Consider the following 22,759-nt stretch of genomic DNA (forward strand, 5'->3'; position numbering starts at 1 on the left):
TTAGAGTATATTTCTAGGCAAGTTAAACAAATTTACTTGGCGACTTAAATTCGCCAAGAATTTCAAAGTCATCTAGGTTCGGGATGCGCCAGCCGTCGGGGCAAATGCCCTGGATGTTTCGACCGGGATTGCAGATATCCATTCCTCCACAATCTTTTACGCCCTTTCCAAAAACATCCGCGGAATCCACAGCAGCGGACCAGGAATACAATCTGCCGTACTTTTCACAGTTGGCCGGATCTCCTCCCGGGCAGTAGCTAAGTGAATCCAATGTTTCTGTAGAAACCAGGTAGGCGTAGTTCAGATTTTCTGCCATCCATGTTTGGTCGCCGATCTTCACAGTTTTATACACATGGCCGTCGCGTTCATCTACAAACAAGGTGGAAGCAACTTCCGCAGGTTCCTCATCTTCAGGATCCTCCGGGGCGTAGAATTCAGCGATGCAGCGGTCCTTCATCTTCTTGGCGGTGCCTTGCAAATATTCGTTTGCGGTAACCTTCGGCTTGAATTTTACAACACATATCAAATGGAGAATGGTACATTTGTCCAGCTTGAATAGGTCTGTGACGATTCCGTCGTTTTCGGAACAATAATCCACAAAGGCCGTAGAATCTGCCTGGCAGTTTGCCACGGCGCTGTTGCCTTCGTAGGTATTGTTCAGATGGTCTTCCACCACGGCGTCCAGGGAATCGCGGCTCAAGAATTCCGTATGCGCATCTTTCTTGTAAACGCGGGTCAGGTTCATGCGGACACCATTCTGTTCGGTATACAGATCTACGGTGCAGGCATCTTCCACTGTCTTGCCAGTGTGTTTGTAATAGGAGTTGCCTGCCGTCGTAAACTGGATTTCGTACCAAGACTTGCCAAATTCAGCGTTGTTAACCTTTCTCAAAGCCACAGGGGACGCAGGTTCCCATGTCATCAACAGCGCATAAGCCGCGCTATCCAAATTGGTCGCGTTCTGTTCCTCTGTATAGCCGTTTGCAACTTTCTTCTCAGAATCGCTACAGGCGGCAAAGAACAAGAAAGTCCAACAAAAAGCGAGAATCATTCCCAAAGAAAACTTCATTTTTCAATCTCTTTTGTCACCGGAAACAGTTGCAAGTTCAACCTGTAAATCCGGTCACACTCCTCTGCGGCCGAGACAATTGCGGCGATTTTCTTGCGGCAAGAGTCAAGTTCATTCACAATCTGATCATAAGCAGCCCGATTTACAGAAAGCGTCATGCCAGAAAAATTACGGTCACTTACGGAGAAATTATCTACGGCCTTCTCTGCAAAAAATGCCATTTGTTTATGCATGTTGCGAATGGCCTTCGGAATCTTTTCCGAGGAACCAAGAATAGCCTTATCGGTCTGCACATAACTTTTCTTGTTCTTTTTCAGGAAGCCAGCCTGAACCATGAAATCCAGAGATTTCCTCACATCCTCCGAAGACACATTCTCATAGAACAGGCTCGCGATTTTTGCAGGTATCGCAACCGCTACTCTAGGGGCAAGTTCCCTTAGTATCGGATTCCACCAATCTTTATAATAATCATAAGCGTCGTCCCCTACAATCCGAACTTTCTCGTCCTTCGCTATAGCCTGCATATGCTCATAGGCGACTTGTTTTCTGCGTTCTACCGAAGTGTTGCAATAGGAAACCAATGCTAAGAAGTACGATGATTGAACTTTAGAAAGTCCCATGACCTTTGCAAGGCGGATCGCGCCGACACTACTCAGCTTCGACTTCCCGTCACAAACTAGTTTTAAGAACCTTGGAGAAGCATAGCCAGCCATTTTATTGAAACCGCGCCAGGACAAGCCGGTCATCAACTTGCGTTCTTCGTAGAAATCCCTAATGTAAAGGCGATAATCGTTGTAGTCAGAAATCGGTTTCATGGAGCGTTCCAAATTTATGTTTTTAAGCAATAAATTTCAATTTTATTACAGAGGAGAAAAGACAACAAACTGAAGTTTTTGCCATCAAAAAAAGCAAAAAAACGTCATATGTCTCACCATGAGACATATAGGAAAAACTTCCCCTTTTTAACTTTCTTCCCTCAATTTTGCAACAACCGCAAAAAAACCCTTGCAAAGTTCCAAATATTGTACTATCTTTGGGCTCACCTAAGCAAAAGCCCAGGTAGCTCAGTGGTAGAGCACTTCCTTGGTAAGGAAGAGGTCTCGGGTCCGACTCCCGATCTGGGCTCTTAAAGAGCAAAACCCGCCTTTAACTACAAGGCGGGTTTTATTGTATATTTAGGGAAAGATCTATCCTTTTTTCGACGTCACGGAGGTTCCCATGAGACTTTTCACCACAGACTTTATCTCGGGCAAGGAAATCGAAACTATCTGCATGGTCAAAGGTAGCGTCGTCTTCAGCAAGAATGTAGTCCGCGATGTTTTTGCAGGTCTTAAATCCATTATCGGTGGCGAACTGGCAGGCTATACAGAAATGCTGAACGAAGCTAGGCAGCAGGCTACAGAACGAATGGAACGGGACGCCCGCAATGTTGGCGCTGACGCCATCGTTGGAATTCGCTTTATGACTTCAGCCGTCATGGCAGGCGCCGCAGAAATCATCGTTTATGGAACCGCAGTAAAAATCAAGAAGTAACCTCATTCGATTAGGAGACATAAAATGAGTTTATTAAAGAAGCATTGGCAAAAGTTCATTATTGCCTCGTTCGCCAGTTTCTGGGCCAGCTGCAGCGATTCGGAATCATCCACACAGCCTGTTTACGACGGGCCGTCTAGTTCCGACGCAGCAATGTCTAGTTCCAACGAGACAACCCCTAATTCTAGCAGCAATGTGGAACCGACATCCAATAACAGCGAAAATACGATTCGTCCCTCAAGCAGTTCGTCAAATTCCATTCCCCAGATAGAGCCGCTGTATGGTGTAGTGCAGGAGCCGCTACAGCCGACCTGTAAGCCATCCGTGGTCGAAAGCTATTCGATTCCTCCTTGTCACGACGAAATCTGCCCGGATTACGGTGTTGAAATTGTGAAAACGGAAGGTTGCGATTGCAGTGATGGAAGTTCCTACACTCTGGAACAATTTTCCAATCTCTTTGGCGTTGATGAAGACGCCGCAAGAGAATGCAATCCTGGCAACGCAACAGATCCGAACAATTCCAGCGAGGAAAACTCCAGCAGTTCCATGGGCATTGACGAGCCTCCCTTCGTCAAGGACACCGCCTTCATCGACCAACCCGCAGTTTACGGGCCTCCTTGCTTTTTCAACGGGACATGTAACGACGTTCCCAGCACCGAGGAAAAGGAGTAGTCCCGATGAAGCTAGGCTTCAAGAAACGTCTTGCACTGGAATTCTACCGTCTTTATCGCCATAATGAAATAAAGACGCACCCACTGACCTATTTCTTCTGGGAATGCACCCTGCGCTGCAACCTGCATTGCCTGCACTGCGGTAGCGACTGCCTTAAGGATGCCATTCCCGACATGCCTCGTGAAGATTTCATGGCAGTATTGGACCATCTGGCCCCACACATTGACCCCAAGCACTTCATGGTGGTCATCACCGGTGGCGAGCCTCTGATGCGCCAAGACCTGGTGGAATGCGGTCAAGAAATCAAGAAGCGCGGTTACCCCTGGGGAATGGTCAGCAACGCCCTTGCCATGACGCCGCAAAAATTCGTGGACTTGCTAAACGCAGGTCTCCGTTCCCTCACCATTAGCCTAGACGGCCTTCACGACAGCCACAATCATTTCCGCGGAAGTCCCAACAGTTTCGACAACGCCATCCGAGCCATCAATATGGCAGCCCACACGCCAGGCCTTACCTTTGACACCATGACCTGCGTCAACAAGCAGAACCTGCCGGAGCTCCCCGAAATTCGCGACATGTTGATCAAGATTGGCGTCAAGCGTTGGAGAATCGCCACCGTATTCCCCAAGGGGCGAGCCAAGGACAATCCGCTGTTCCAGCTAACCAACCAGGAATTCAAGCAGGTCTTTGACTTCATCCGCGAAACAAAGCGGATGGGAGTCATCAACGTAAACTATGGCTGCGAAGGATTCCTGGGCAGCTACGAAAAGGAATCTCGCAACTATCCTTTCTTCTGCCGAGCCGGCGTAAACGTAGGTTCAGTCCTTGCCAATGGCGATATTTCGGCATGCCCCAGCCTCCGTGGCGACTACATCCAGGGAAACATCTACAAGGATGACATCTGGGATGTTTGGCAGAACAAGTACCAGATCATGCGCGACCGAAAGTGGACCCGCCTAGGAGACTGCAAGACCTGCAAGTACTGGCGTTACTGCGAAGGTTCCAGCCTCCACCTTCGTGACGAGAAGACCAAGGAATTGGCATACTGCCACGTCAAGCGTTTGGAAGACGCAGGGGCGTAACCTCAAAAAAAACAGATATCAAAAAGGGCTGTCCCATTTTCAGGAACAGCCTTTTTCATATTAGCGCAATCAATTATCGGAGCGTCGGAGTAGTCCAGTCAATCCAATCGGACTTATTCCACTTAATCTGCTCAGAATTCTTGGTGTAGTCAATCTTTCCCGTTTGAACTCCATCCTTACCCAGCAGGAACTTGTTGATAAAGTCCTTCACTTCGTCAAACTGTCCGTTGGGCAAAGAGCAGTGGGCGTGACCGCCTTCCTGGCTGTAGGTGTAGTTTTCGCTTACGCCCAATGCGTCAAAGACTTCCTTGGAAGCCTGGCCGCAGTAGTTGGAGGGAACTTCACCAAGCCATTCCTGGCCTGCGTTGTCGATAATCAGCAAGGGACGAGGAGCCACCATGGCCACCAGCATATGCTGGTCAAAGGGCAAGGTGTTTTCCTTTCCGTCGTAGTTCTTGAAGGTTGTCTTCATCCAGTTGCCTTCTGAACCCGCACTATTCAGGCCCTGTACAAACTGTTTGCCCTTCTGCTTGTTAACCTGAGCGCCTACACGCCAAAGAGAAGCGCCACCGGAACCGGATTCCTGGGGAATGGTCAAGGCAATACGGGTATCAAAGGCGCCAACAGCAAGAGAGCCCTTGCCCCAGCGAGAACAACCGGTAATACCAAGATGCTTTACATCGATGCCAGCTTCCGGAGTTTTTTCCAGAGCGTCAATCAGGCGGCTCACCCCCCATGCCCATGCCATGATGGTGCCAGTGCTAGCGTTGGATCCATAAATGTCGTAGAACTTGCCACTACCACGCTGGCTTTCAGGAGCAACATTATCGGGGTTGAAGATAATCTGAGCAATGTCAAGACCAGAGAGGGAGCCACCCAGGCTACCGCAAGTGTTACCCATAAAGCCACCGCCAAAGCCGATCATGGCGGGCTTCGGGTTATCCTTGGTGCCTGCGCCATTGATGGTTACAGCGAAGGAAGCCGACTTACCCTTGTCGGTCACGGTCACGGTAAAGGTGCTTCCTGCAAGTTTGCCTTCCACTTTTTCGGGATTACGAGGCTTATCGCCGTACATGATCTTTTCGTACATGGCGCCAATTTCTTCACGACGGCACTTCCACTCGTCCTTGGAAGAAATTCGTGTTCCAGCCAAAGTGGTGAACGGGTCCGGAAGTTTTGCATTGTTGACGCTAGTAGGAATTTCACTAATCGAGCACTCATCTCGGTAGTCTTCCTTGAAAGCAGGGGCGGCCTCCACTATCGCGCTGGAACTAGAAATCTCTGCGACTTCTGAACTGGAAGACAGCACCTCGCTTTCCGCGGAATCTGCAGAACTTAAAGGCAATTCTGAAACGGAACTTTCCGGATTGACGGAGGAGCTACTTTCCCCCTCCAGATTAGGAACTTCCTCTTGCTCAGAACTCAGGGCCTCTCCACCTACGGGATCCTGCAACACCGACTCGGAGCTTTCCGGCCCCAATAGGCTTTCACTGGAGACAACCCCATTGACGTCTCCCTCTGGTCCAAGACCATTGCTTTTATCATCAGAACAGCCATTCGCAGAGAACAGCCCCAAAACAGCTATGGCAGAAACTGCCAGCATTTTTCTTGTTTTCATAAACCCATCCAATCCCTCTTCTCAACCATTTGAGATCGAGGCCCATACAATATAATCTCAAACGTGACAAGAATCACATTTTGTCCACGATTAACGTTGTTAGACACTACAACATTTTTTCCCGGGAAAAACGCCCCTACCGCGCTTTACAAAATTTGTTTTTAAGGTCAAACGTTTTACGTCTCTTGAAAAGTTCCTTTTTGGATTTTTAGCATGAAAACCCCAAAGCCCTTATTTTTCGCTTATTTCACAATCTGTACAACACGACACCCCCTTTTTTAGATATAATTGAGGGTAATGGATCAACTGAATCTTTCATCTAACCAAGAGCACATTATTGATGTGCTGATTAGAAAGAATCCCGACCTAGATCGTGGGATTCTGTCTAAGGCTGTTGCCTTTATCGCCCAAGCTCACGAAGGACAGTACCGCAAGAGCGGCATGCCCTACACCGAGCACCCCTACGAAGTAGCCAAGATTCTTGCAGACCTTAAGCAGGACCAGCCCACCGTTTTGGCAGGCCTGTTGCACGACGTCGTCGAAGATACGGATCATTCCCTGGAAGAACTTGCCGAAATGTTCGGCGAAGACACCGCATTCATGGTGGACGCCGTCACAAAGATTACAGCAGCCCAGGAAGCCAACAAGACTGCCCAGAAGGCAGAGACTTACCGAAAGCTGATTATCGCCATGGCCAAGGATCCCCGCGTCATCATGATCAAGATCGCGGACCGTATCCACAACATGCGAACCATGCGGTACATGAAGCCCGAAAAGCGCCAGCTGATTGCCCAGGAAACCCTGGACATCTACATTCCGCTGACCCACAGATTCGGTCTCTACAAGCTTAAAAACGAACTTGAAGACCTGAGTTTCAAGTACGTGAACCCCGACGAATACCAAAAACTGGTAGACGCTCTTATCGAGAACAAGGAATCCCGCGAACAGTACATCCAGTCCGTGATTGGCCCGCTCCAGATCAAGATGGCCCTGGAAGATTTCGACTGTACCATCCAGGGACGCACCAAGAACATCTACAGTATCTACAACAAGATGCTCAGTCGCGGCTGCCAGTTCGAAGATATTTTCGACATTTTCGCAATCCGCATCATCGTGGAGTCCATCCCCGAATGCTACCTGGCCCTAGGCTACGTCCATAACCTGTGGACTCCGCTGCAGAGCCGCTTCAAGGATTACATCGCCACCCCCAAGCCCAACCTTTACCAGAGTATCCATACCACGGTTATCGGCCCCGACAACAAGATGGTCGAAGTCCAGATTCGAACCAAGGATATGGACCTTACGGCAGAAAAGGGTTTTGCCGCACACTGGGCCTACAAACTGGAAACCCAGCACGAAGGTGAAGAGCTGGCCTGGTTGAACCACATGGTGAAGCTCCAGTCCGAGATTTCCGACTCCAAGGAATACCTGGACTTCCTGAAGGTTGACTTGAAACCTAGCGGCATGACCGTATTCACCCCCAAGGGTACATCCATAGAACTGCCCCAGGGTGCCATTGTCCTTGACTTCGCCTTTGCCGTACACACGGAACTGGGTCTCCACTGCATTGGCGCAAAAATCAACGATGAAGTGGTAAATCTTGACACCGTGGTCACCCATGGAGCCACCATCCAGATTTTGAAGAGCCCCCACCAGGAACCCAGCCCCGAATGGCTCGAAATGGTCAAGACCGTAAAGGCCAAGCAGGAACTGCGTCGCTGGATGCGAAACAGCATGATCCAACAGTCCAAGGACTTGGGCAAGGAAATCTGGATTCGAGAACTGCGTCTTGCAAAAATTGAAAAGGACAAACGTCCTGCAGAAGAAGCCATCAACAAATATTTCGGGACCACAAGCGTCGACGACTTCTACGAACGAATCGGCCAAGGTGAACTGCCCCTGGTAGACATCCAGAGATTCCTCAACGGCGACCGCGCCCAGAACGGCAACGATTCTGCAAAGGCTCTGAAGTTCTTCCCCTCGTTCAACAAGGACAAGAAGGCCGAATACCGCGACGAAATGCCGCTGCAGATCGGGCGCGAAACCAGTTTGATGATCCACTTCGCCAAGTGTTGCGCCCCTGTTCCCGGTGACAAGATTGTCGGTGTCCTACGCCCCCAGATCGGTATCGAAGTCCACAACGAAGATTGCCCCGAACTAAAGAAACTGACCGATGGTCAGCAAATCGCCGTGCAGTGGAGCGAGCAGTCAACCCACGCCTTCGAAGTTCACTTGTCCATCGAAAACGACAACCGCAAGAACTTTACCTACGATGTGCTGAAAGCCCTGAAAGACGAGAATCTGTTTATGGATCGGATTTCCTCTGCCGGTGTCAATTATTCCGGCAGGGTTCGTCTCGTATTCAAGGCATACCGCAAGGAACAGGTCGACAACCTTATTTCAAACATCAAGAAAATTCCAGGCGTACGCCAGGTGGTTAAATCATGATTACAACCCTCCACCACAGCGACTATACATTGAAGAATCGTGCATTCAACTGCCGAATGCGCAATCGTTACTACGAAGAAGTATACTACGCCTTCAGAGCCATGTTCCCAAACGAAGTGGCCGAACGCAAAGAACCAAACCCGGTTGCCGATGCCATCTGGTTTCAGCATCTTGGTCACGAGACCAAGCATTTCGAGCATCGTCTTGTGACGTGCCTTGAATATGCCCAGGCAGCAGTTTTTTACGGCAAAGCCGAAAACGCCTCCCTCTATAGCAAGGACAAGCGTTGGGGTATTTTGCAAGAAGAAATCTTCTTGGTACACTTTTTGCGAGAGCTCTTGTCGACGACACGTTACGTGATTGCAAGAATCGAGACAGACCAGATGCTTCAACAATGGGCAGGCGAAATGCAAGATTTGAAAACCAAGCCGGTGGGTTATGGTTACGTCAACGCTATTCAAGAAAAGTTGAACGAAATGAATGCAGCCACCATTGATGAATTCAAGGATCTGCTCAAGCACGTCCTAGACCGATTCCAGATCGGCAACACACTCTTCGGAACCGTACAGGAACTGCAGAACTTCTATTAAGAGGCGCGAGAAATGTCAGAATATGTAATTCTATCCATTTTCCTTTTTTTGGGAGCGTTTATCGCCGCGGCCGCTACCGTGACAGGCCTATTGCTAGGTTACCGCACCAAGAAAACAAAAAACAAGATGGCTCCCTACGAATGCGGTATGGAAACCATCGGCAATGCTCGAATTCAGTTCAAGGTGGGCTACTATCTGTTTGCCCTCCTTTTCCTTGTTTTTGACATCGAAGCGCTGTTCCTGCTTCCTGTCATGGCGAACTTCAAGGAAATCATGGCAGGGCATACAGCCCTCTCCCCCATCGTTGTTGTAATTGACTTGGTAATCTTCCTCGCCATTCTTGTTTCTGGCCTTGCCTACGCCTGGAAAAAAGGACTTCTCAAATGGGAATAATCAACTTTGCTCCTAAGATTCTGGACCCCATTCCCGGCGGCAAGTACGTCGTGAATGCGGTTGACTATGTGGTCAACTGGGCCCGTGCCAATTCCATTTGGCCCCTGACTTACGGCACCAGCTGCTGCGCCATCGAAATGATGAGCAGTTCCATGGCCCGCTATGATATTGCACGTTTCGGTTCCGAAGTGTTCCGAGCATCTCCCCGTCAGGCAGACTTGTTCATTATTGCGGGAACCATTACCCGTCGCATGGCCCCCGCCCTGCAGATGCTGTGGGAACAGATGCCGGGCCCCAAGTATGTGCTTGCCATGGGAGCCTGCACTATTAGCGGTGGCCCCTTCAAGTACGACAACTATTCCGTCGTTCGCGGAGCCGAAAACCTTATTCCCGTAGACGTATTCGTTCCCGGTTGCCCGCCCCGTCCCGAAGCACTTTTCCATGGTCTGCTGACCCTCCGCGAAAAAATCCTCAAGGAAACCTGCCGCGACCCCTGGCACGAAGGTGAAACCAAGGATACATCCAATTTTGACCGTTACCGCGAAGCCGCCAAGGCCTGGGCCGAACTTGAAAAAATCAAGGACGAAGAAATGGCCGAAGCCCGCGTCAAGTTCAAGGAAGAGAATCCGGACTACAAGAGCGCCTTCAAGCCTGTTCGCGTCGTAAAGGAAACCTTCCCCGAAATTGTACGTGAACCTGTAGCAACCCGCGGTCTTTCCCAGGCAGAAATGTTGAAGAAACTGCAGGAAAAATTCCCGTCAATTACCGTCCGCACCGCTGGAGAAGATTCCGTGGAAACGACGGTCCAGAATATGACCGCAGACACTCCCCTGGAAGTTCTAGTCGATTCCAACGACTATCTTGCAGCCGTTGAATTCGTAAAGAACGACGCCTCGTTCAAGATGGATTACCTAATTGACGTAACCGCCGCCGACTACAGCGATCATTTTGACTTGATTACCATGCTCCGCAGCATGGAACACGGACACAAGTTGTTCTTCTGCACACAGCTTAAGAAGGACGAAAATGTCGCCGCAGAAAAGCGAGCCACCGCATTGCTCGCCAAGGTTCCTACCGTCAGCCACCTGTACCCCGCCGCCGAAGTCAAGGAACGTGAAGTCTTCGACATGTTCGGCATAGAATTTACAGGTCATCAAGATCTCCGCCGCATCTTCCTGGACAAGGATTTTGTGGGCTACCCCCTCCGTAAGGACTTTACTCACCCCGATATGATTAAGAGGCCCGTATGAGTGTAACACAGCTCCCCCCGGGATTCAAGATCACCCGAGAATCTAACACCGAAGAATTCTTCGTGAACATGGGCCCCCAGCACCCCAGTACTCACGGTGCCTTGCGTCTGGCCCTTCGAATGGATGGCGAAACCATCATTGAAGTCGTTCCCCACTTCGGTTACATCCACCGCGGTATGGAAAAGCAGGCTGAGTCCATGACTTACCTGCAGTACATCGGTATGTCTGACCGTCAGGACTACCTGACCGCCATCCAGAACAATCTTGGCGTAGTTCTTGCTTTGGAAAAAGGCATGAACATCGGCGTTCCCGAAAGACAGGAATACATCCGCGTCATGCTCTGCGAACTTGGACGTATCGCAAGTCATCTGGTGTTCTTCGGCTGCTTTGGCGGCGACCTTGGCGGACAGACCTGCTTGCTGTTCGGCTTTAAGGAACGTGAAATGATTCATGACATTCTTGAAGAAGTCACCGGTTCCCGCTTGACCACAAACTACTTCCGCCCCGGCGGAAGCCGTTTCGACGTCCCCGAAAATTTCATTCCTCGCGTCAAGGCATTCCTGGATCATCTGGTCGGTGCCATGCGGGACTACGAACGTTTCCTTTCCAAGAACATCATTGTGCAGGAACGTTCCATCGGTATTGGCGTACTTTCAAGGGAAGACGCAATTGCCTACGGATGTTCAGGCCCCGTACTTCGCGCCAGCGGCGTTGACTTCGACGTGCGTAAGGCAAATCCCTACAGCATCTACAATCAGCTGGAATTTGACGTACCCACCACAACCAATGGCGACTGCTATGACCGCTACAACGTTCGCATTGCTGAAATCCACGAATCTATGCGAATCCTCCGTCAGTGCATCGACAAGTTCCCCACAGAAGGTCCCTGGCGTTCCAAGGAAAAGCCGGTGAAGCTTCCCGTCGGTCGTTTCTACAGCGAAGTTGAAACCGCGAAGGGTCTCTACGCCACCTATGTGGTTGCAGAAACCGCCAGCGACAAGCCCTATCGTATTCATACCCGCGGCCCCAGCTTCCCCCATATTGCAGCATTGAACAAGATGGTGCAAGGTCACACGGTTTCCGACTTGGTAACCATCATGGCAACTCTGGACCCGGTGATTCCGGAAATTGACAGATAAGGAGTTTGACTTTTATGTTCGTACCCTCTATCACAAATCCAATTGGCGATGTTGTTCGCGAATGGGTGCCGAAGCTTGCAGAATACCTGCCGGCAGCCATCCAGTCCGACACACTGAACACGATCGTAGCCTTCCTGGTAAACGCAGTCATCTGCGTCATTGCAGTTTGCGCCGTAAACATCGGTTCCGCCCCCATCCTCATCTATATGGAACGTAAGGTTTGCGCCCATGTGCAATGCCGTCTTGGCCCCATGCGCCTTGGCTGGCACGGCACCATCCAGACCATCGCCGACGTTCTGAAGATGCTCTTTAAGGAAGTGTACAACCCCGGTGGCGTTGACAAAGTCATGTACTACATGGCCCCGCTGATCGTGCTGATAGCCCCTTTCATGGTAGCAGCCCTTATTCCCTTTGGCCCCACCCTGGTGGTTGCCGATGTAGATATGGGCATTCCCCTGATTATCGCAGTCAACGGATTTGGCGTTCTCGGCATCTTGCTGGGCGGCTGGTCCAGTAACAACAAGTACTCCCTGCTCGGAGCCCTCCGTAGCGGCGCCCAGATGATCAGCTATGAAATTTCCTTCGCCATGATTCTGCTTTTCGTGGTGATGTTTTCCGGATCGACCAACCTGATGGATATCACCCAGAGCCAGAGCGGTACCGTTCTTGACTGGATGATTTTCAAGGTTCCTGTGCTTGGCTTTATCGCCTTTATCCTGTTCTTCATTTCCAGTACTGCAGAAATGAACCGCGCACCGTTTGACATTGCCGAAGCGGAACAGGAATTGACCGGCGGTTACCACACGGAATACACAGGCACCCCCTTCGCCATGTTCTACCTGGCAGAATACATTGCCCTCGTCACCAACTCCGCACTGGCCACCACCTGCTTCCTGGGAGGTTTCCACGCACCCTGCATCGGAGTCGCTGCCGTAGACACCTACCTGAACATGGTTCCCGGTGTTATCTGGTTCTTTGCAAAGGTCTACTTTATGATCTGGTGCTACATGATGGTCCGCTGGACTTTTGTGCGCCCCCGTGTAGACCAGTTGATGAGTTTCGAATGGAAGTTCCTGCTGCCGGTAAACTTGTTGGTACTGGTAGCAGGCGCAATCTACATCGCGTTGTTCTAAGAGGATTTTATAATGGCTGAAAGAATAACTGCAAAACAGTATTTCAAGCGCTACTTGAAGCGCTGCATTACGGGTCCCTGGAGTCTGATGTGCGGTTTGTCCGTTACCCTCAAGTACTTCTTCAACCCCAAGCGTATTGTTACGGAACAGTACCCCGAAAACCGCAAGACTTTGAAGATGCACGAACGTTACCGCGGCCGTCTCCAGATGGTTGAAGACGCCGAAGGAAACAACCACTGCACCGCTTGCGGCATGTGCGAACGTGCCTGCCCCAACGCAAGCATCAACGTTCTTCCCACGAAGAACATCGCCGGCAAGAAAGTGCTGGGCCGTTACGTCTATCATTTTGCCAGCTGCACCCAGTGCGGTCTCTGCGTAGAAGCCTGCCCCTTTGGCGCAATCCGCATGTGCCAGGAATTTGAAGTGGCTACCACAGACCCCAGCACGCTGGAAATGATCTTGAACAAGAAGGAGGGACAAGGTTAATGCCTAACATTTCCCAGATACTTCCTGCACTGTCTCAGGCCTTCCCCCTCGGCGGCATGGACATTGCATTCTATGTGGTTGCAGCCATCATGCTGTTTACCGCACTGTTGACTGTTGCCGTACGAAACATACTGCAAAGTGCCGTATTCCTCATTTTCTCCTTTGTGGGTACAGCAATCCTTTACATGTTGCTCCATGCGGAATTCATCGCCTTGGCCCAGATCATGGTTTACGTGGGCGGCGTGGTGATTTTCGTCGTATTCACCATCTTGCTTACAAGCCACTTGGGAGAAGATTCCTTCAAGGCTAAGATGCCTCGCACCTTTGCGGCATTCGCACTAGCTATCGCCTTTGTTGCCGTAATGGTCAAGATGATCTTGCCTGTTAAGGAACTGACAGTTTCTACGCCTAGCGCACCCGAAGGATTCGCTTCGCTGAACGCCTTTGCCTTACGGCTTTTGAGTTACGGCGCAGACGGATTCGTCATACCTTTTGAAGTTGTAAGCATTTTACTTTTGATGACCTTGATCTGTTCCATCACCATAGCTCGCAAGGGCAAGGAAGACATGAAGGGAAACAAGGAGGTTCAAAAATGACTTTGATGAACTGCCTAATCCTCGCATTTTTGCTGTTTGGCATTGGCGTCTGGGGCCTTATGCACCGTCGTCACCTGGTGGGTATGCTGATTTCCATTGAACTCATGCTCAACGCAGCAAACATCAACTTTATCTCGTTCGCCTATTTCACAGCTAGTGACGCTACGGCGGGCGCCCTGTTTAGCATTTTCGTCATTGCCGTAACGGCCTGCGAAATGGCAATCGCCCTTGCCATTGTAGTCAGTATGTATCGCCGCTACAAGAGTCTTGACGTTGAACAGTTGAGGGACCTCCATGATTAACGACGTTTCCATCAGCTATCTTATCTTCTTGATGCCGCTTCTCACTTTTGTGGTAAACGGTCTCTTCCTGGGACGTAAATCAGCCAAGGGTGCAGCAATCTTTGCAATTATCTGCAACGGCATCGCGTTCGCTTCGGCTCTGTCCCTGGCCATAAGCTACTTCAGTTCCGGATACGCTCCCCAGAAGGCAATTCTTTTCGAGCTTCCGTTCCTGAAGTTTGCAGAAACCTTCGTGGCCAACATAGGCCTTCTGGTAGACCCTCTCAGCATCATGATGCTGGTGGTGGTTACCTTTATCGCCTTCATGGTCAATATCTACAGCGTAGGCTATATGCGTGGCGACCGCGCCGAAGGACGTTTCTTCGCGCTGCTTTCGCTGTTCAGCTTTAGCATGCTGGGCCTGGTTGCCGCCACCAACCTATTCCAGATGTTCATCTTCTGGGAACTGGTGGGTGTATCAAGCTACCTTCTGATCGGTTTCTGGTATCACAAGCCTTCTGCAGTAAGCGCCTCCAAGCAGGCCTTCATCCTCACCCGCTTCGCTGACAGTTTCTTCCTGTTCGGCATCGTGTTGGTCAGCTATGTTCTGCAGACATTTGACTTCGCCAACATCAACAGCATTTCCCTCATTGCATTCAAGAAGCAGGTCATAAACCTGGGCATCATGAGCATTTCCCAGGCAGACGCCCTGATTCTTGGTTCCATCATGATCTTTACTGGTGGCTGGGGCAAGTCTGCCATGTTCCCCATGCACATCTGGCTGCCCAATGCCATGGAAGGTCCGACCCCGGTATCCTCCATCATCCATAGTGCAACCATGGTGGTGGCAGGTGTCTATCTGGTAGCACGTCTGTTCCCCTTCTTCGCCGCCTGCGGCGATGCACTTACCTTGATTATGTGGGTTGGCGCATTCACTATGGTATTTGCCGCTGTAATCGCCTGCACCCAGAAGGATATCAAGCGTATCCTCGCCTACTCTACCCTGAGTCAGCTGGGCTATATGATGTTCTCTCTCGGAGCCTGTAAGATTGGCGATGCCGTCATCGTAACCGGTTGGACAGCCTCCACCTTCCATATCTTTACTCATGCCTTCTTCAAGTGCAGTTTGTTCCTGATTGCTGGTAGCTTGATTCATCAAGTTCATACCAATGATCTGGATGCCATGGGTGGTCTCCGCAAGAAGATGCCCATCACCTACATCTGCGCCCTGATTTCCATTTTGGCCATTTCCGGTATTCCGCCCTTCTCCGGTTTCTTCTCCAAGGACGAAATCATTCTGGCGGCATTCCAGGGTCATCATTATGTAGTGTTCGGTTTGGCCTTGCTCACCAGCGGTCTCACCACCTTCTACATGTTCCGCCTGTTCTTCCTGGCATTCCACGGTAAGCCCCGTTGCCACTCCGTTGCAGAAGGCCACGTTCACGAAGACTTCGCCATGACCTTGCCTATCGCAATCCTTGCAATCCCTGCTCTGGCTAGCGGTTTTGCAGCAAAGGGTCTGTTCGAACATTTCTTTGTGCCGGGCAAGCTCCGTGTTCCTCAACTGGTCTTACTCCCCGAGGCTCATTGGATTCCTGTTGTCGCCATAGGCGTTGCTGTTCTCGCCCTGTTGATTGCCTGGTTCCTTTATGCAAGTCCCAAGGCTAAAATTGAACGGGCCCTGGATGACACCAACCGCTGCGGAATCTACAAGACCATCTATCACAAGTTCTACTTCGACGAAATGTATTACTGCGTCGTCCGCCAGTTCGTCATTGGTGGCATCGCAAAAATCGCTCGTGGAATTCAGGACGTGGTTATCGAAGGTCTGGTCGCATTCGCCGTCTGGTTCGTACACAAGTTGGGAAATCTGGTTCGTACCGCCCAGAGCGGCAACCTGACTTTCTACGTGGGCACACTGATCGTGGGCATTATCATTTGGCGTTTCATCGGGAATCTCCCCTTCTAAGCAGGTTTAAGCATGGATACTTTACTTTTTAACCTGATTTGGCTTGTTCCCCTTTTCACAGTTCTTGTCTGTGCTCCGATTCCTTCGGCAAAGGCAAAACTGATCAAGGGCATCCACGGCACCTCCGCCACGCTGGTGTTGTTGCTGGTGGGTTATCTGACCTATCGTCTCTATATGCTGAGCGGCACCCCCGCCAATGAAGCAACGGCTCCGCTCCTGCTTCAGTTTTTCACGGACATTCCCTGGATAACAGCCTTCAACGCCCACTATATGGTTGGCGCCGACGGTCTGAATATGTTCCTGCTGTTGCTCACCGCTGTCATCGTATGGGCCGGTGTATTTGTCAGCTGGGAAATCAAGGGCAACCAGAAGGTGTTCTTCGCCTTGATCCAGATGCTGGCCACCAGCGTCTACGGCGTGTTCATGAGCATGGACCTGGTTCTGTTCTTCGTGTTCTACGAAATGGAAGCCCTGTGCATGTATCTGATGATCGCAGGTTATGGTTCCGGTCGCAAGGATTACGGTGGTAAGAAACTGACCCTTACCCTTGCATTCGGTTCCTCCATGATTCTGGCAACGCTGTTCGGTCTCTACTTCGAAAGCGGAATCAATAGCTGGAGCATCATGGAACTTTCCAAGATTACGATTCCTATGGATTTCCAGATGTGGGCCTTCCCCCTCATGTTCATGGGTTTCGCCGTCAGTTCCTCTTTGTTCCCCTTCCACTTCTGGAGTCCCGACGGCCACGCCAGCGCACCTACCGCGGTTTCTATGCTTGCTGCAGGCGTCATGATGAAGATGGGTGCCTACGGTTGCCTTCGCATCGCCATGTTCCTGATGCCCGAAGCCGCCAAGATTTGGCTCCCGTGGGTTGTAGCCTTCCTGATTTTCAACGTGGTTCTTGGACCTTTCATCGCCCTCCGCCACAAGGATCTGAAGTACATTACCGCCTACAGTTCCATTAGCCATCTGGGTCTTATCTTCCTGGGCCTTGCCGCCATCACTCCCGTGGGTCTCCGCGGTGCAGCCCTCCAGATGATTTCCCATGGTTTCCTGACAGGTCTGTTCTTCGCCACTATCGGTATGATTTACGAACGCACTCACACCCGCGACATCACCCAGATGGGCGGCATCATGCGTAAGATGCCCTTCCTGGGCGTGGGTTTCGTAATCGCCGGTTTTGCAGGTCTCGGCCTTCCGGGCTTTAGCGGATTTGTCGCCGAAAGCACCATCTTTATTGGAGCTTTTGCCCAGGAATCTACCCTCACCCGCATCGTGACCATCCTTGCAATCCTCTCCATTACAACCACTGCAGTGTACATTCTACAGACCGCAAACCGTATGCTTCACGGCAATATGCCCGCCAAGTACGAAACCCTTACCGACGGATGCTTCCGCGAAAAGCTGGTTATCATCGTTCTGGTGGCATGCCTCCTGCTGATCGGTATTTTCCCGGGTTGGATTTCAAACATGCTGGACCAGAGCATCGCCCCCATCTTTGCAAAGATCTCTGCAGCAGCTTCTAGCGCATCCACCGCAGGAATTGGAGGTTAACATGACTTACATTCCGAATTACGTTATTCCCGACTTGTTGCTTTTGCTGCTCCCCTTCCTCGTCATCGGTAGCAGACTGTTCGTCAATGAAAATTCCAAGATTCCCTGGCGCGTTGCCAACATCGGCCTGGTTCTGATTTTCATCCTGCTGAACACCATCCCCCTGGCAAGCGCAAAGTTCTTCATCAGCAACTGGCGTGTGGATGATTTCGGCACCCTCATGCGTGAAGTACTGGTACTCAGCGCCATTCTCGGGGTATGGCTTTCCAAGGATTACTTCGATCATGGTGGAGACGGCAAACCGGCCATGCGCCAGCTGGCTGAGTTCATTGGAACCATCGTCTTTGCCACTTTCGGTGGAATCACGGTTATTTCCGCCAGCGACTTGCTCACATTCTTCCTGGGTCTCGAAATCGCAACCATCCCCATGTATGCCTTGACCGCATGGAATAAACGCGACCAGTTCGGATCCGAAGCCGCAACCAAGTACATACTGATGGGTTCCGTGGCAACAGCCTTTGAACTCTTCGGATTCAGCTACTTGTACGGTTTTGCAGGAAACATCCGCTTTGACGCCATCCAGAGCGCAGCAAGCACACCCAACGCATTGCTTTGGATCGCCGTGCTGTTCCTATTCTGCGGCATCGGCTTCAAGCTGACCCTGTTCCCCTTCTACACCTGGGCCCCCGATGTTTACGAAGGCGCCCCCACCCCCGTTACCGCGGTGCTTTCCGTAACCTCCAAGGCAACAGCAATCGCATTCCTGGTGGTGCTGGTGTATGGCCCCCTGGCTCCGATCCGCGAACAGATTGCCCCCCTCATCGCCCTGCTTGCAGGAATCACCCTGTTTGTAGGAAACCTGGGAGCCCTAAAGCAGACTCGCCTCCGTCGCTTCATGGCATACAGTTCCATCGCCCAGGCCGGTTACATCATGGTCGCCTTGCTGGGTAACGGAGAATTGGCAAAGACAGCCATCATCTACTACCTGTTTGTCTACACCGTCGCAAACTACCTGGCATTCTTCGTTTTCGCCATCATCGGACACTACCGCGAAGAAAACTTCGACAGCCTCCGCGGTCTCTCCAAGCAGAATACCCCCCTGGCGGTAGCCCTGGCAGTAGCCATGTTTAGCCTGGCAGGCATTCCTCCCCTTGCAGGTTTCTTCGGCAAGTTCCACCTGTTCTTTAGCGGTGCATCTACCGGCCATTATGGCATTGTAGTGTTCGCCGTTTTGAACAACGTTCTTGCTTTGTTCTACTACCTGCAGGTCATCAAGAGTGCCTGGGCAGATGAAGCCGACGATAACCTGAGCCCCCTCCGTATGACCAAGCGTCAGCGCTGGGTGATCATCGCCCTGACAGCGACCGTAATCCTCATTGGTGTGTTGCCCTTCATCAGTAATAATGTGTTCGCAGGTTTTACATTCTAACCTGAAAAGAGAACATGATGAAAAGGCTCCTAGAAAATCTAGGGGCCTTTTTTTTGGGCTCGTTTTTTTTATTTCGCAGTCAAAACGTTCAAACACTATGAACAGTTGTAAACACTTTCGTCGCTTTCCTTATGGTCTGCGGTTTTAAAAATGCTATTTTTATTTTCGAAAAAATTTTAACCCTCCATTCAATGGAAATCTATATGAGCACTAAAGAATACCTTGCCGGCGCCAAGATGGCCGGTTCCGTCCAGAAGCTTATGACCCCGGGTCTCGCCGTGGAATTCATCCAGCCCTGGTATACCCCGCTTTCTACCACTCCGTCTACCACCGGTATCGCAGTGGGCGGCATTGGTTCCACCTTTACTGCAACTCCCGCAGGCACCACTCCCGTAATGAACGTGATGCCGGGTGTTCAGGTTCGCACCGAAAAGGCTTCCGACCTCCGCTTCAACAACTTCTTCTTCCGTGAAGCAGTCATCAGCGACAAGGCTGCTCTGGCCATCCACAACTTTGCAGCATTCACCACCTACCTGGGCAAGTTCGCCCTGGTTGACGCCAAGGGTGCAGCCCTCTTCACCGCAGCCGACCTGGCCGACCAGAAGAAGGCAGAATCCAAGCTGAACAAGATTCTTTCTGACAAGGAATTCCTGAACAACAACTCCGCCGCTTTCGAACGCTGGCACATCCAATGGAGCGACCGCACCGCTGCAATTCTTTCCAAGAAGGGCGCAAAGGTTGAAGAAGTAAACCGTGCCGTTGTCATTGATTTCTTCGATGGCGTTGTTGGCGAAAAGATCGCTCGTCAGGGCGCATTGACTGCCGCATGGGCAGACGATACCACTTTCCTGGGTCAGGAAGGTTACGATGCATCCAAGATGCAGTACACCGCACTCTACCCCGTTAGCGAAACCAAGTACGAAGGCAAGGGCGTCCAGATTACCAAGACCCAGTCTAGCTACGTGACTCCGGGTGATGAACGCCTCTCCAGCCTGCCGGTTAGCGCAACCGTGTTCACTCTGGAAAACACCACCAAGGAAACTCGTGAAGTGACTTTGGTCCAGGTGCAGGACAGCCTCTGCGGCTACTATGCCCGTAAGGATCGTCAGGGTGTTCAGGACTCCAGCTTCGTCCTGGTTCCCATGGCCAAGAATCCCAAGGCAGTTCAGTTCGACAAGGAAGTTGCCGATGGTCGCCAGGTTCGAGGTATCGAATTCTACAACGAAGAACAACAGCCCGCTAGCGATTTCAACGGCTGCATGGGCATCTCTGTGGCATGGAACAAGAAGGACAACCTGAACGTTTCCGTAAAGCCCATGTTCTATCAGGACGACGCAGCCGCTACCGTTAAGGCAGCACTCCAGAGCGGTCGTCTCTCCAACACTTTCGTGAAGAACGTCTACAGCGGTCGTGAAACTATCGCAGGCGCCATCGCCGTGACCGTCGTTCTCAAGCCCAAGCAGAAGGTTTCCTTCCAGTTCAACACCGTTCTGGACTTCCCCGAAATCAAGCTTGTAAAGCTCACCAGCCAGAAGAAGTACACCGCCTTCTACCCCGAAGCATTCGGCCGCGTAGGCGCTATCCTGGAAGAAGCCCTGGCAGCAGACAAGACTTTCGACGCACGTCTCAAGGCATTCGAAGCTCTGGTTCCCAAGGCCAAGGTCGCTAAGATCTACAAGGAAGCCAAGAAGCAGGTTGAATTCAAGAGCCTCGCCATCAACACCCTCAGCTTCCTGGCCGAAGCCACCGTTTGGGACAAGGACGATCGCTTCCTGGTTCGTGAATGTGCAGACTATCCCTTCTTCAACTCTCTGGACGTTTACTTCTACGGCAGCTTCAGCCTGCTGGCTCTCATGCCCCGCCTGGACGGTGTTGTGATGAAGCGTTTCGGTGACGCCATTCTCGCTGTTAACGAAAACCGCCGTCGTCATCACGAATACGTGAACCTGCCCTTTGCCGATCTTCCGGATCCGAAGCTGGAAGGCCCCCGCGCTGTTCGCGGCGCCGTGATTCATGACCTTGGCAGCCCCTTCGATGCAGAACCGGATGCCTACGACTGGCACAACGTTAAGGAATGGAAGGATCTGGCTCCCAAGTACGTTTTGATGGTACTCCGTCACTTCCACAAGACTCAGGACATGCAGTGCCTGGCCGACTGTAAGGAAGCTGTCTACGCCGCCATGGAATATCTTGAAAAGATGGTGAATGAAGGCGAAAACTTCCCGCTGACTCACGGTACCGACGATACCTTCGACAACCTCAGCTCTCACGGTATTTCCGTTTACTGCGGTTCTCTCTGGATTGCTGGCCTCCGCGCAGCAGCAAAGATCGCAGAACTCCTGGGCGACAAGGAACAGGCTGCCAAGTGGAACGAAAAGTCCATCGCCGCCAACAAGGAATTCGACGAAGCCCTGTGGGACGAAAACGAAGGTTACTACCACTTCTTCGTTACCCCCATGGAACTGAAGGACATCAATACCGAAAAGTATGCAGAACTTCGTGAAGCTGTCAAGGAATCCATTGAACTGCCCGAATGCCCCAAGGCTGGCGTTGCAGCAATCAATGCCTGGCTGAATTCTGGCGAAATTCCGTCTGACGTCGAACTTTCCAAGTCCGAACTCCGCGGCCTCAAGAAGGCATGGCTCACCGCTCAGTGCAAGGAAGCCTTCAACGCCTCTTGGGAAAAGAAGGTTGCTAACGATTGCGACGACGTTTTTGTTGACACCCTCCTGGCAGACACCTACCTGCGCATGCTGGACCTGAAGCCCATCTGCGATGCAAACAAGGCCAAGAAGAACCTCCTGAAGGTCTTCAACACCAACTACAAGGCAAACAGCCCGCTGATCGGTGCCGCAAACCTTGTTCACAAGGATGGCAGCCCGCTGGATGAATTCAACTTCCAGGCTCACGACGTTTGGATCGGTATTCAGTACAGCGTCATGACCGCTTGCATGATGCACGGCCTCGTGAAGGAAGCCGCTGACCTTGGCGATTCCATGACCCGTAACCTCTACGACGAAGCAAAGGTTCCCTTTGCAGCACCGGAAGGCTTTAACGGTTCTTGCCGCCTCCACGCTGCTGCCCTGGTCGCAAACTTCGGTTTGTCTCAGGCCGCTGCAGACAAGATGCACAAGGCTCTCCTCGCTAAGGGTGCTCTCCTCGCCGACTCTCGCATCAGCCCCAAGCTCCCCCGCAACGTGGCCGCCTTCACCAAGGCTTACGGCGCCATCGCCAAGGATGCAAAGGTTGACGCAGAAAAGCTGTTCACCCTCATGCACAGCACCGCTCTGAAGTACACCGCCGGTAAGTACTTCCGTCCGGGCATGGTTTTCGCTCTGCTGTACAAGTAAGAGTAAGCCCATTTTTCCTAAAGGAAATTCAAGAAGCGTCTGGTTTCAGGCGCTTCTTTTTTGTATAAAGAAAACTACCGGCTAGGCCGGTAGTTCCGTAAAAGCCTTCTGGCGGTCATGGGAGAAAGAAATCCTTTGATTAATATTGAAATGCGGTCTGCAAGCTG

19 protein-coding genes, 1 tRNA gene and 1 pseudogene are annotated in these 22,759 nt (G+C 51.3%); 18 read left to right on the top strand and 3 right to left on the bottom strand.

Going from position 1 to position 22,759, the window contains the following annotated elements; translation table 11 throughout:
- Positions 1 to 22 precede the first annotated feature (22 nt).
- A complete protein-coding gene (locus B7992_RS03380; protein WP_141100350.1) occupies positions 23 to 1,069 on the bottom strand; it encodes an FISUMP domain-containing protein in 1,047 nt (348 codons plus the stop codon).
- Complete coding sequence (locus B7992_RS03385) at positions 1,066 to 1,884, bottom strand: TIGR02147 family protein (RefSeq protein WP_073158275.1); 819 nt, start codon at positions 1,882 to 1,884, stop codon at positions 1,066 to 1,068. The genes B7992_RS03380 and B7992_RS03385 overlap by 4 nt, the downstream gene beginning before the upstream one ends.
- A gap of 238 nt (positions 1,885 to 2,122) precedes the next feature.
- On the opposite strand from B7992_RS03385, the gene B7992_RS03390 reads away from it, so the two are divergent.
- From B7992_RS03390 to B7992_RS03405, 4 genes are all read left to right on the top strand, one after another.
- Positions 2,123 to 2,194, top strand: a tRNA-Thr gene (locus tag B7992_RS03390).
- A gap of 93 nt (positions 2,195 to 2,287) precedes the next feature.
- Positions 2,288 to 2,602: a YbjQ family protein gene (locus tag B7992_RS03395; protein WP_073158272.1), complete on the top strand. Its 315-nt coding sequence runs from the start codon at positions 2,288 to 2,290 to the stop codon at positions 2,600 to 2,602.
- 24 nt (positions 2,603 to 2,626) lie between these two features.
- On the top strand, positions 2,627 to 3,274 hold the full coding sequence (locus B7992_RS03400) for a hypothetical protein (protein ID WP_088665568.1): 648 nt from the start codon (positions 2,627 to 2,629) through the stop codon (positions 3,272 to 3,274).
- A 5-nt stretch (positions 3,275 to 3,279) separates the two neighbouring features.
- Complete coding sequence (locus B7992_RS03405; protein ID WP_088665569.1) at positions 3,280 to 4,356, top strand: TIGR04133 family radical SAM/SPASM protein; 1,077 nt, start codon at positions 3,280 to 3,282, stop codon at positions 4,354 to 4,356.
- A gap of 73 nt (positions 4,357 to 4,429) precedes the next feature.
- Here B7992_RS03405 and B7992_RS03410 read toward each other — a convergent pair whose 3' ends face one another.
- The gene (locus tag B7992_RS03410) at positions 4,430 to 5,974 is read right to left on the bottom strand and encodes a hypothetical protein (protein WP_073234974.1); all 1,545 of its coding nucleotides are present in this window, start codon (positions 5,972 to 5,974) and stop codon (positions 4,430 to 4,432) included.
- 297 nt (positions 5,975 to 6,271) lie between these two features.
- Here B7992_RS03410 and B7992_RS03415 point away from each other — a divergent pair, with 297 nt between their 5' ends.
- The 14 genes and pseudogenes from B7992_RS03415 (at position 6,272) to B7992_RS03475 (ending at position 22,592) form a co-directional block, all read left to right on the top strand.
- Positions 6,272 to 8,422, top strand: a complete 2,151-nt coding sequence (locus B7992_RS03415; protein WP_073158261.1) for a bifunctional (p)ppGpp synthetase/guanosine-3',5'-bis(diphosphate) 3'-pyrophosphohydrolase — start codon at positions 6,272 to 6,274, stop codon at positions 8,420 to 8,422.
- Positions 8,419 to 9,012: a hypothetical protein gene (locus tag B7992_RS03420; protein WP_073158258.1), complete on the top strand. Its 594-nt coding sequence runs from the start codon at positions 8,419 to 8,421 to the stop codon at positions 9,010 to 9,012. Before B7992_RS03415 ends, B7992_RS03420 begins: the two co-directional genes overlap by 4 nt.
- A gap of 12 nt (positions 9,013 to 9,024) precedes the next feature.
- On the top strand, positions 9,025 to 9,405 hold the full coding sequence (locus tag B7992_RS03425) for an NADH-quinone oxidoreductase subunit A (protein WP_073158255.1): 381 nt from the start codon (positions 9,025 to 9,027) through the stop codon (positions 9,403 to 9,405).
- A pseudogene (locus B7992_RS17335) lies at positions 9,396 to 9,875 on the top strand (NADH-quinone oxidoreductase subunit B); the annotation flags it as partial. The gene B7992_RS03425 and the pseudogene B7992_RS17335, both read left to right, overlap by 10 nt.
- Before the next feature lie 342 nt (positions 9,876 to 10,217).
- Positions 10,218 to 10,655 carry an NADH-quinone oxidoreductase subunit C gene (locus B7992_RS17340; protein WP_369680974.1) on the top strand — a complete coding sequence of 146 codons (438 nt, stop codon included), beginning with the start codon at positions 10,218 to 10,220 and terminating at the stop codon, positions 10,653 to 10,655.
- Entirely contained in the window at positions 10,652 to 11,794 is a 1,143-nt protein-coding gene (locus tag B7992_RS03435) for an NADH-quinone oxidoreductase subunit D (protein ID WP_073158250.1), read from the top strand. The genes B7992_RS17340 and B7992_RS03435 overlap by 4 nt, the downstream gene beginning before the upstream one ends.
- A gap of 14 nt (positions 11,795 to 11,808) precedes the next feature.
- Positions 11,809 to 12,927 carry a complex I subunit 1 family protein gene (locus tag B7992_RS03440; RefSeq protein WP_073234971.1) on the top strand — a complete coding sequence of 373 codons (1,119 nt, stop codon included), beginning with the start codon at positions 11,809 to 11,811 and terminating at the stop codon, positions 12,925 to 12,927.
- A 12-nt stretch (positions 12,928 to 12,939) separates the two neighbouring features.
- Positions 12,940 to 13,413: a 4Fe-4S binding protein gene (locus B7992_RS03445; protein ID WP_073158244.1), complete on the top strand. Its 474-nt coding sequence runs from the start codon at positions 12,940 to 12,942 to the stop codon at positions 13,411 to 13,413.
- Positions 13,413 to 14,009, top strand: a complete 597-nt coding sequence (locus B7992_RS03450) for an NADH-quinone oxidoreductase subunit J (RefSeq protein WP_083538125.1) — start codon at positions 13,413 to 13,415, stop codon at positions 14,007 to 14,009. The genes B7992_RS03445 and B7992_RS03450 overlap by 1 nt, the downstream gene beginning before the upstream one ends.
- A complete protein-coding gene (nuoK, locus tag B7992_RS03455; protein WP_073158242.1) occupies positions 14,006 to 14,311 on the top strand; it encodes an NADH-quinone oxidoreductase subunit NuoK in 306 nt (101 codons plus the stop codon). Before B7992_RS03450 ends, nuoK begins: the two co-directional genes overlap by 4 nt.
- Positions 14,304 to 16,259 (top strand): NADH-quinone oxidoreductase subunit L, encoded by a 1,956-nt coding sequence (nuoL, locus tag B7992_RS03460; protein ID WP_073234968.1) that lies wholly within the window; start codon positions 14,304 to 14,306, stop codon positions 16,257 to 16,259. The genes nuoK and nuoL overlap by 8 nt, the downstream gene beginning before the upstream one ends.
- 12 nt (positions 16,260 to 16,271) lie before the next feature.
- Positions 16,272 to 17,813 (top strand): NuoM family protein, encoded by a 1,542-nt coding sequence (locus B7992_RS03465; protein WP_073234966.1) that lies wholly within the window; start codon positions 16,272 to 16,274, stop codon positions 17,811 to 17,813.
- A 1-nt stretch (position 17,814) separates the two neighbouring features.
- Entirely contained in the window at positions 17,815 to 19,242 is a 1,428-nt protein-coding gene (locus B7992_RS03470; protein WP_073158233.1) for an NADH-quinone oxidoreductase subunit N, read from the top strand.
- Positions 19,243 to 19,445: 203 nt separating this feature from the next.
- Entirely contained in the window at positions 19,446 to 22,592 is a 3,147-nt protein-coding gene (locus B7992_RS03475) for a GH116 family glycosyl hydrolase (protein WP_073158463.1), read from the top strand.
- Positions 22,593 to 22,759: the final 167 nt, after the last annotated feature.

It is taken from the genome of Fibrobacter sp. UWH1, assembly GCF_002210365.1.
In the GTDB taxonomy this organism is placed as follows: Bacteria; Fibrobacterota; Fibrobacteria; order Fibrobacterales; family Fibrobacteraceae; genus Fibrobacter.

Excerpts from the sequence above, each read along its gene's own strand:
- nuoK (WP_073158242.1), top strand. The coding sequence starts at position 14,006 with ATGACTTTGATGAACTGCCTAATCCTCGCATTTTTGCTGTTTGGCATT.
- B7992_RS03395 (WP_073158272.1), top strand. The coding sequence starts at position 2,288 with ATGAGACTTTTCACCACAGACTTTATCTCGGGCAAGGAAATCGAAACT.
- B7992_RS03420 (WP_073158258.1), top strand. The coding sequence starts at position 8,419 with ATGATTACAACCCTCCACCACAGCGACTATACATTGAAGAATCGTGCA.
- B7992_RS03475 (WP_073158463.1), top strand. The coding sequence starts at position 19,446 with ATGAGCACTAAAGAATACCTTGCCGGCGCCAAGATGGCCGGTTCCGTC.
- B7992_RS03465 (WP_073234966.1), top strand. The coding sequence starts at position 16,272 with ATGGATACTTTACTTTTTAACCTGATTTGGCTTGTTCCCCTTTTCACA.
- B7992_RS03470 (WP_073158233.1), top strand. The coding sequence starts at position 17,815 with ATGACTTACATTCCGAATTACGTTATTCCCGACTTGTTGCTTTTGCTG.
- B7992_RS03410 (WP_073234974.1), bottom strand. The coding sequence starts at position 5,974 with ATGAAAACAAGAAAAATGCTGGCAGTTTCTGCCATAGCTGTTTTGGGG.
- B7992_RS17340 (WP_369680974.1), top strand. The coding sequence starts at position 10,218 with ATGACCGCAGACACTCCCCTGGAAGTTCTAGTCGATTCCAACGACTAT.
- B7992_RS03415 (WP_073158261.1), top strand. The coding sequence starts at position 6,272 with ATGGATCAACTGAATCTTTCATCTAACCAAGAGCACATTATTGATGTG.
- B7992_RS03400 (WP_088665568.1), top strand. The coding sequence starts at position 2,627 with ATGAGTTTATTAAAGAAGCATTGGCAAAAGTTCATTATTGCCTCGTTC.
- B7992_RS03435 (WP_073158250.1), top strand. The coding sequence starts at position 10,652 with ATGAGTGTAACACAGCTCCCCCCGGGATTCAAGATCACCCGAGAATCT.
- B7992_RS03425 (WP_073158255.1), top strand. The coding sequence starts at position 9,025 with ATGTCAGAATATGTAATTCTATCCATTTTCCTTTTTTTGGGAGCGTTT.
- B7992_RS03440 (WP_073234971.1), top strand. The coding sequence starts at position 11,809 with ATGTTCGTACCCTCTATCACAAATCCAATTGGCGATGTTGTTCGCGAA.
- B7992_RS03445 (WP_073158244.1), top strand. The coding sequence starts at position 12,940 with ATGGCTGAAAGAATAACTGCAAAACAGTATTTCAAGCGCTACTTGAAG.
- nuoL (WP_073234968.1), top strand. The coding sequence starts at position 14,304 with ATGATTAACGACGTTTCCATCAGCTATCTTATCTTCTTGATGCCGCTT.
- B7992_RS03405 (WP_088665569.1), top strand. The coding sequence starts at position 3,280 with ATGAAGCTAGGCTTCAAGAAACGTCTTGCACTGGAATTCTACCGTCTT.
- B7992_RS03385 (WP_073158275.1), bottom strand. The coding sequence starts at position 1,884 with ATGAAACCGATTTCTGACTACAACGATTATCGCCTTTACATTAGGGAT.
- B7992_RS03450 (WP_083538125.1), top strand. The coding sequence starts at position 13,413 with ATGCCTAACATTTCCCAGATACTTCCTGCACTGTCTCAGGCCTTCCCC.
- B7992_RS03380 (WP_141100350.1), bottom strand. The coding sequence starts at position 1,069 with ATGAAGTTTTCTTTGGGAATGATTCTCGCTTTTTGTTGGACTTTCTTG.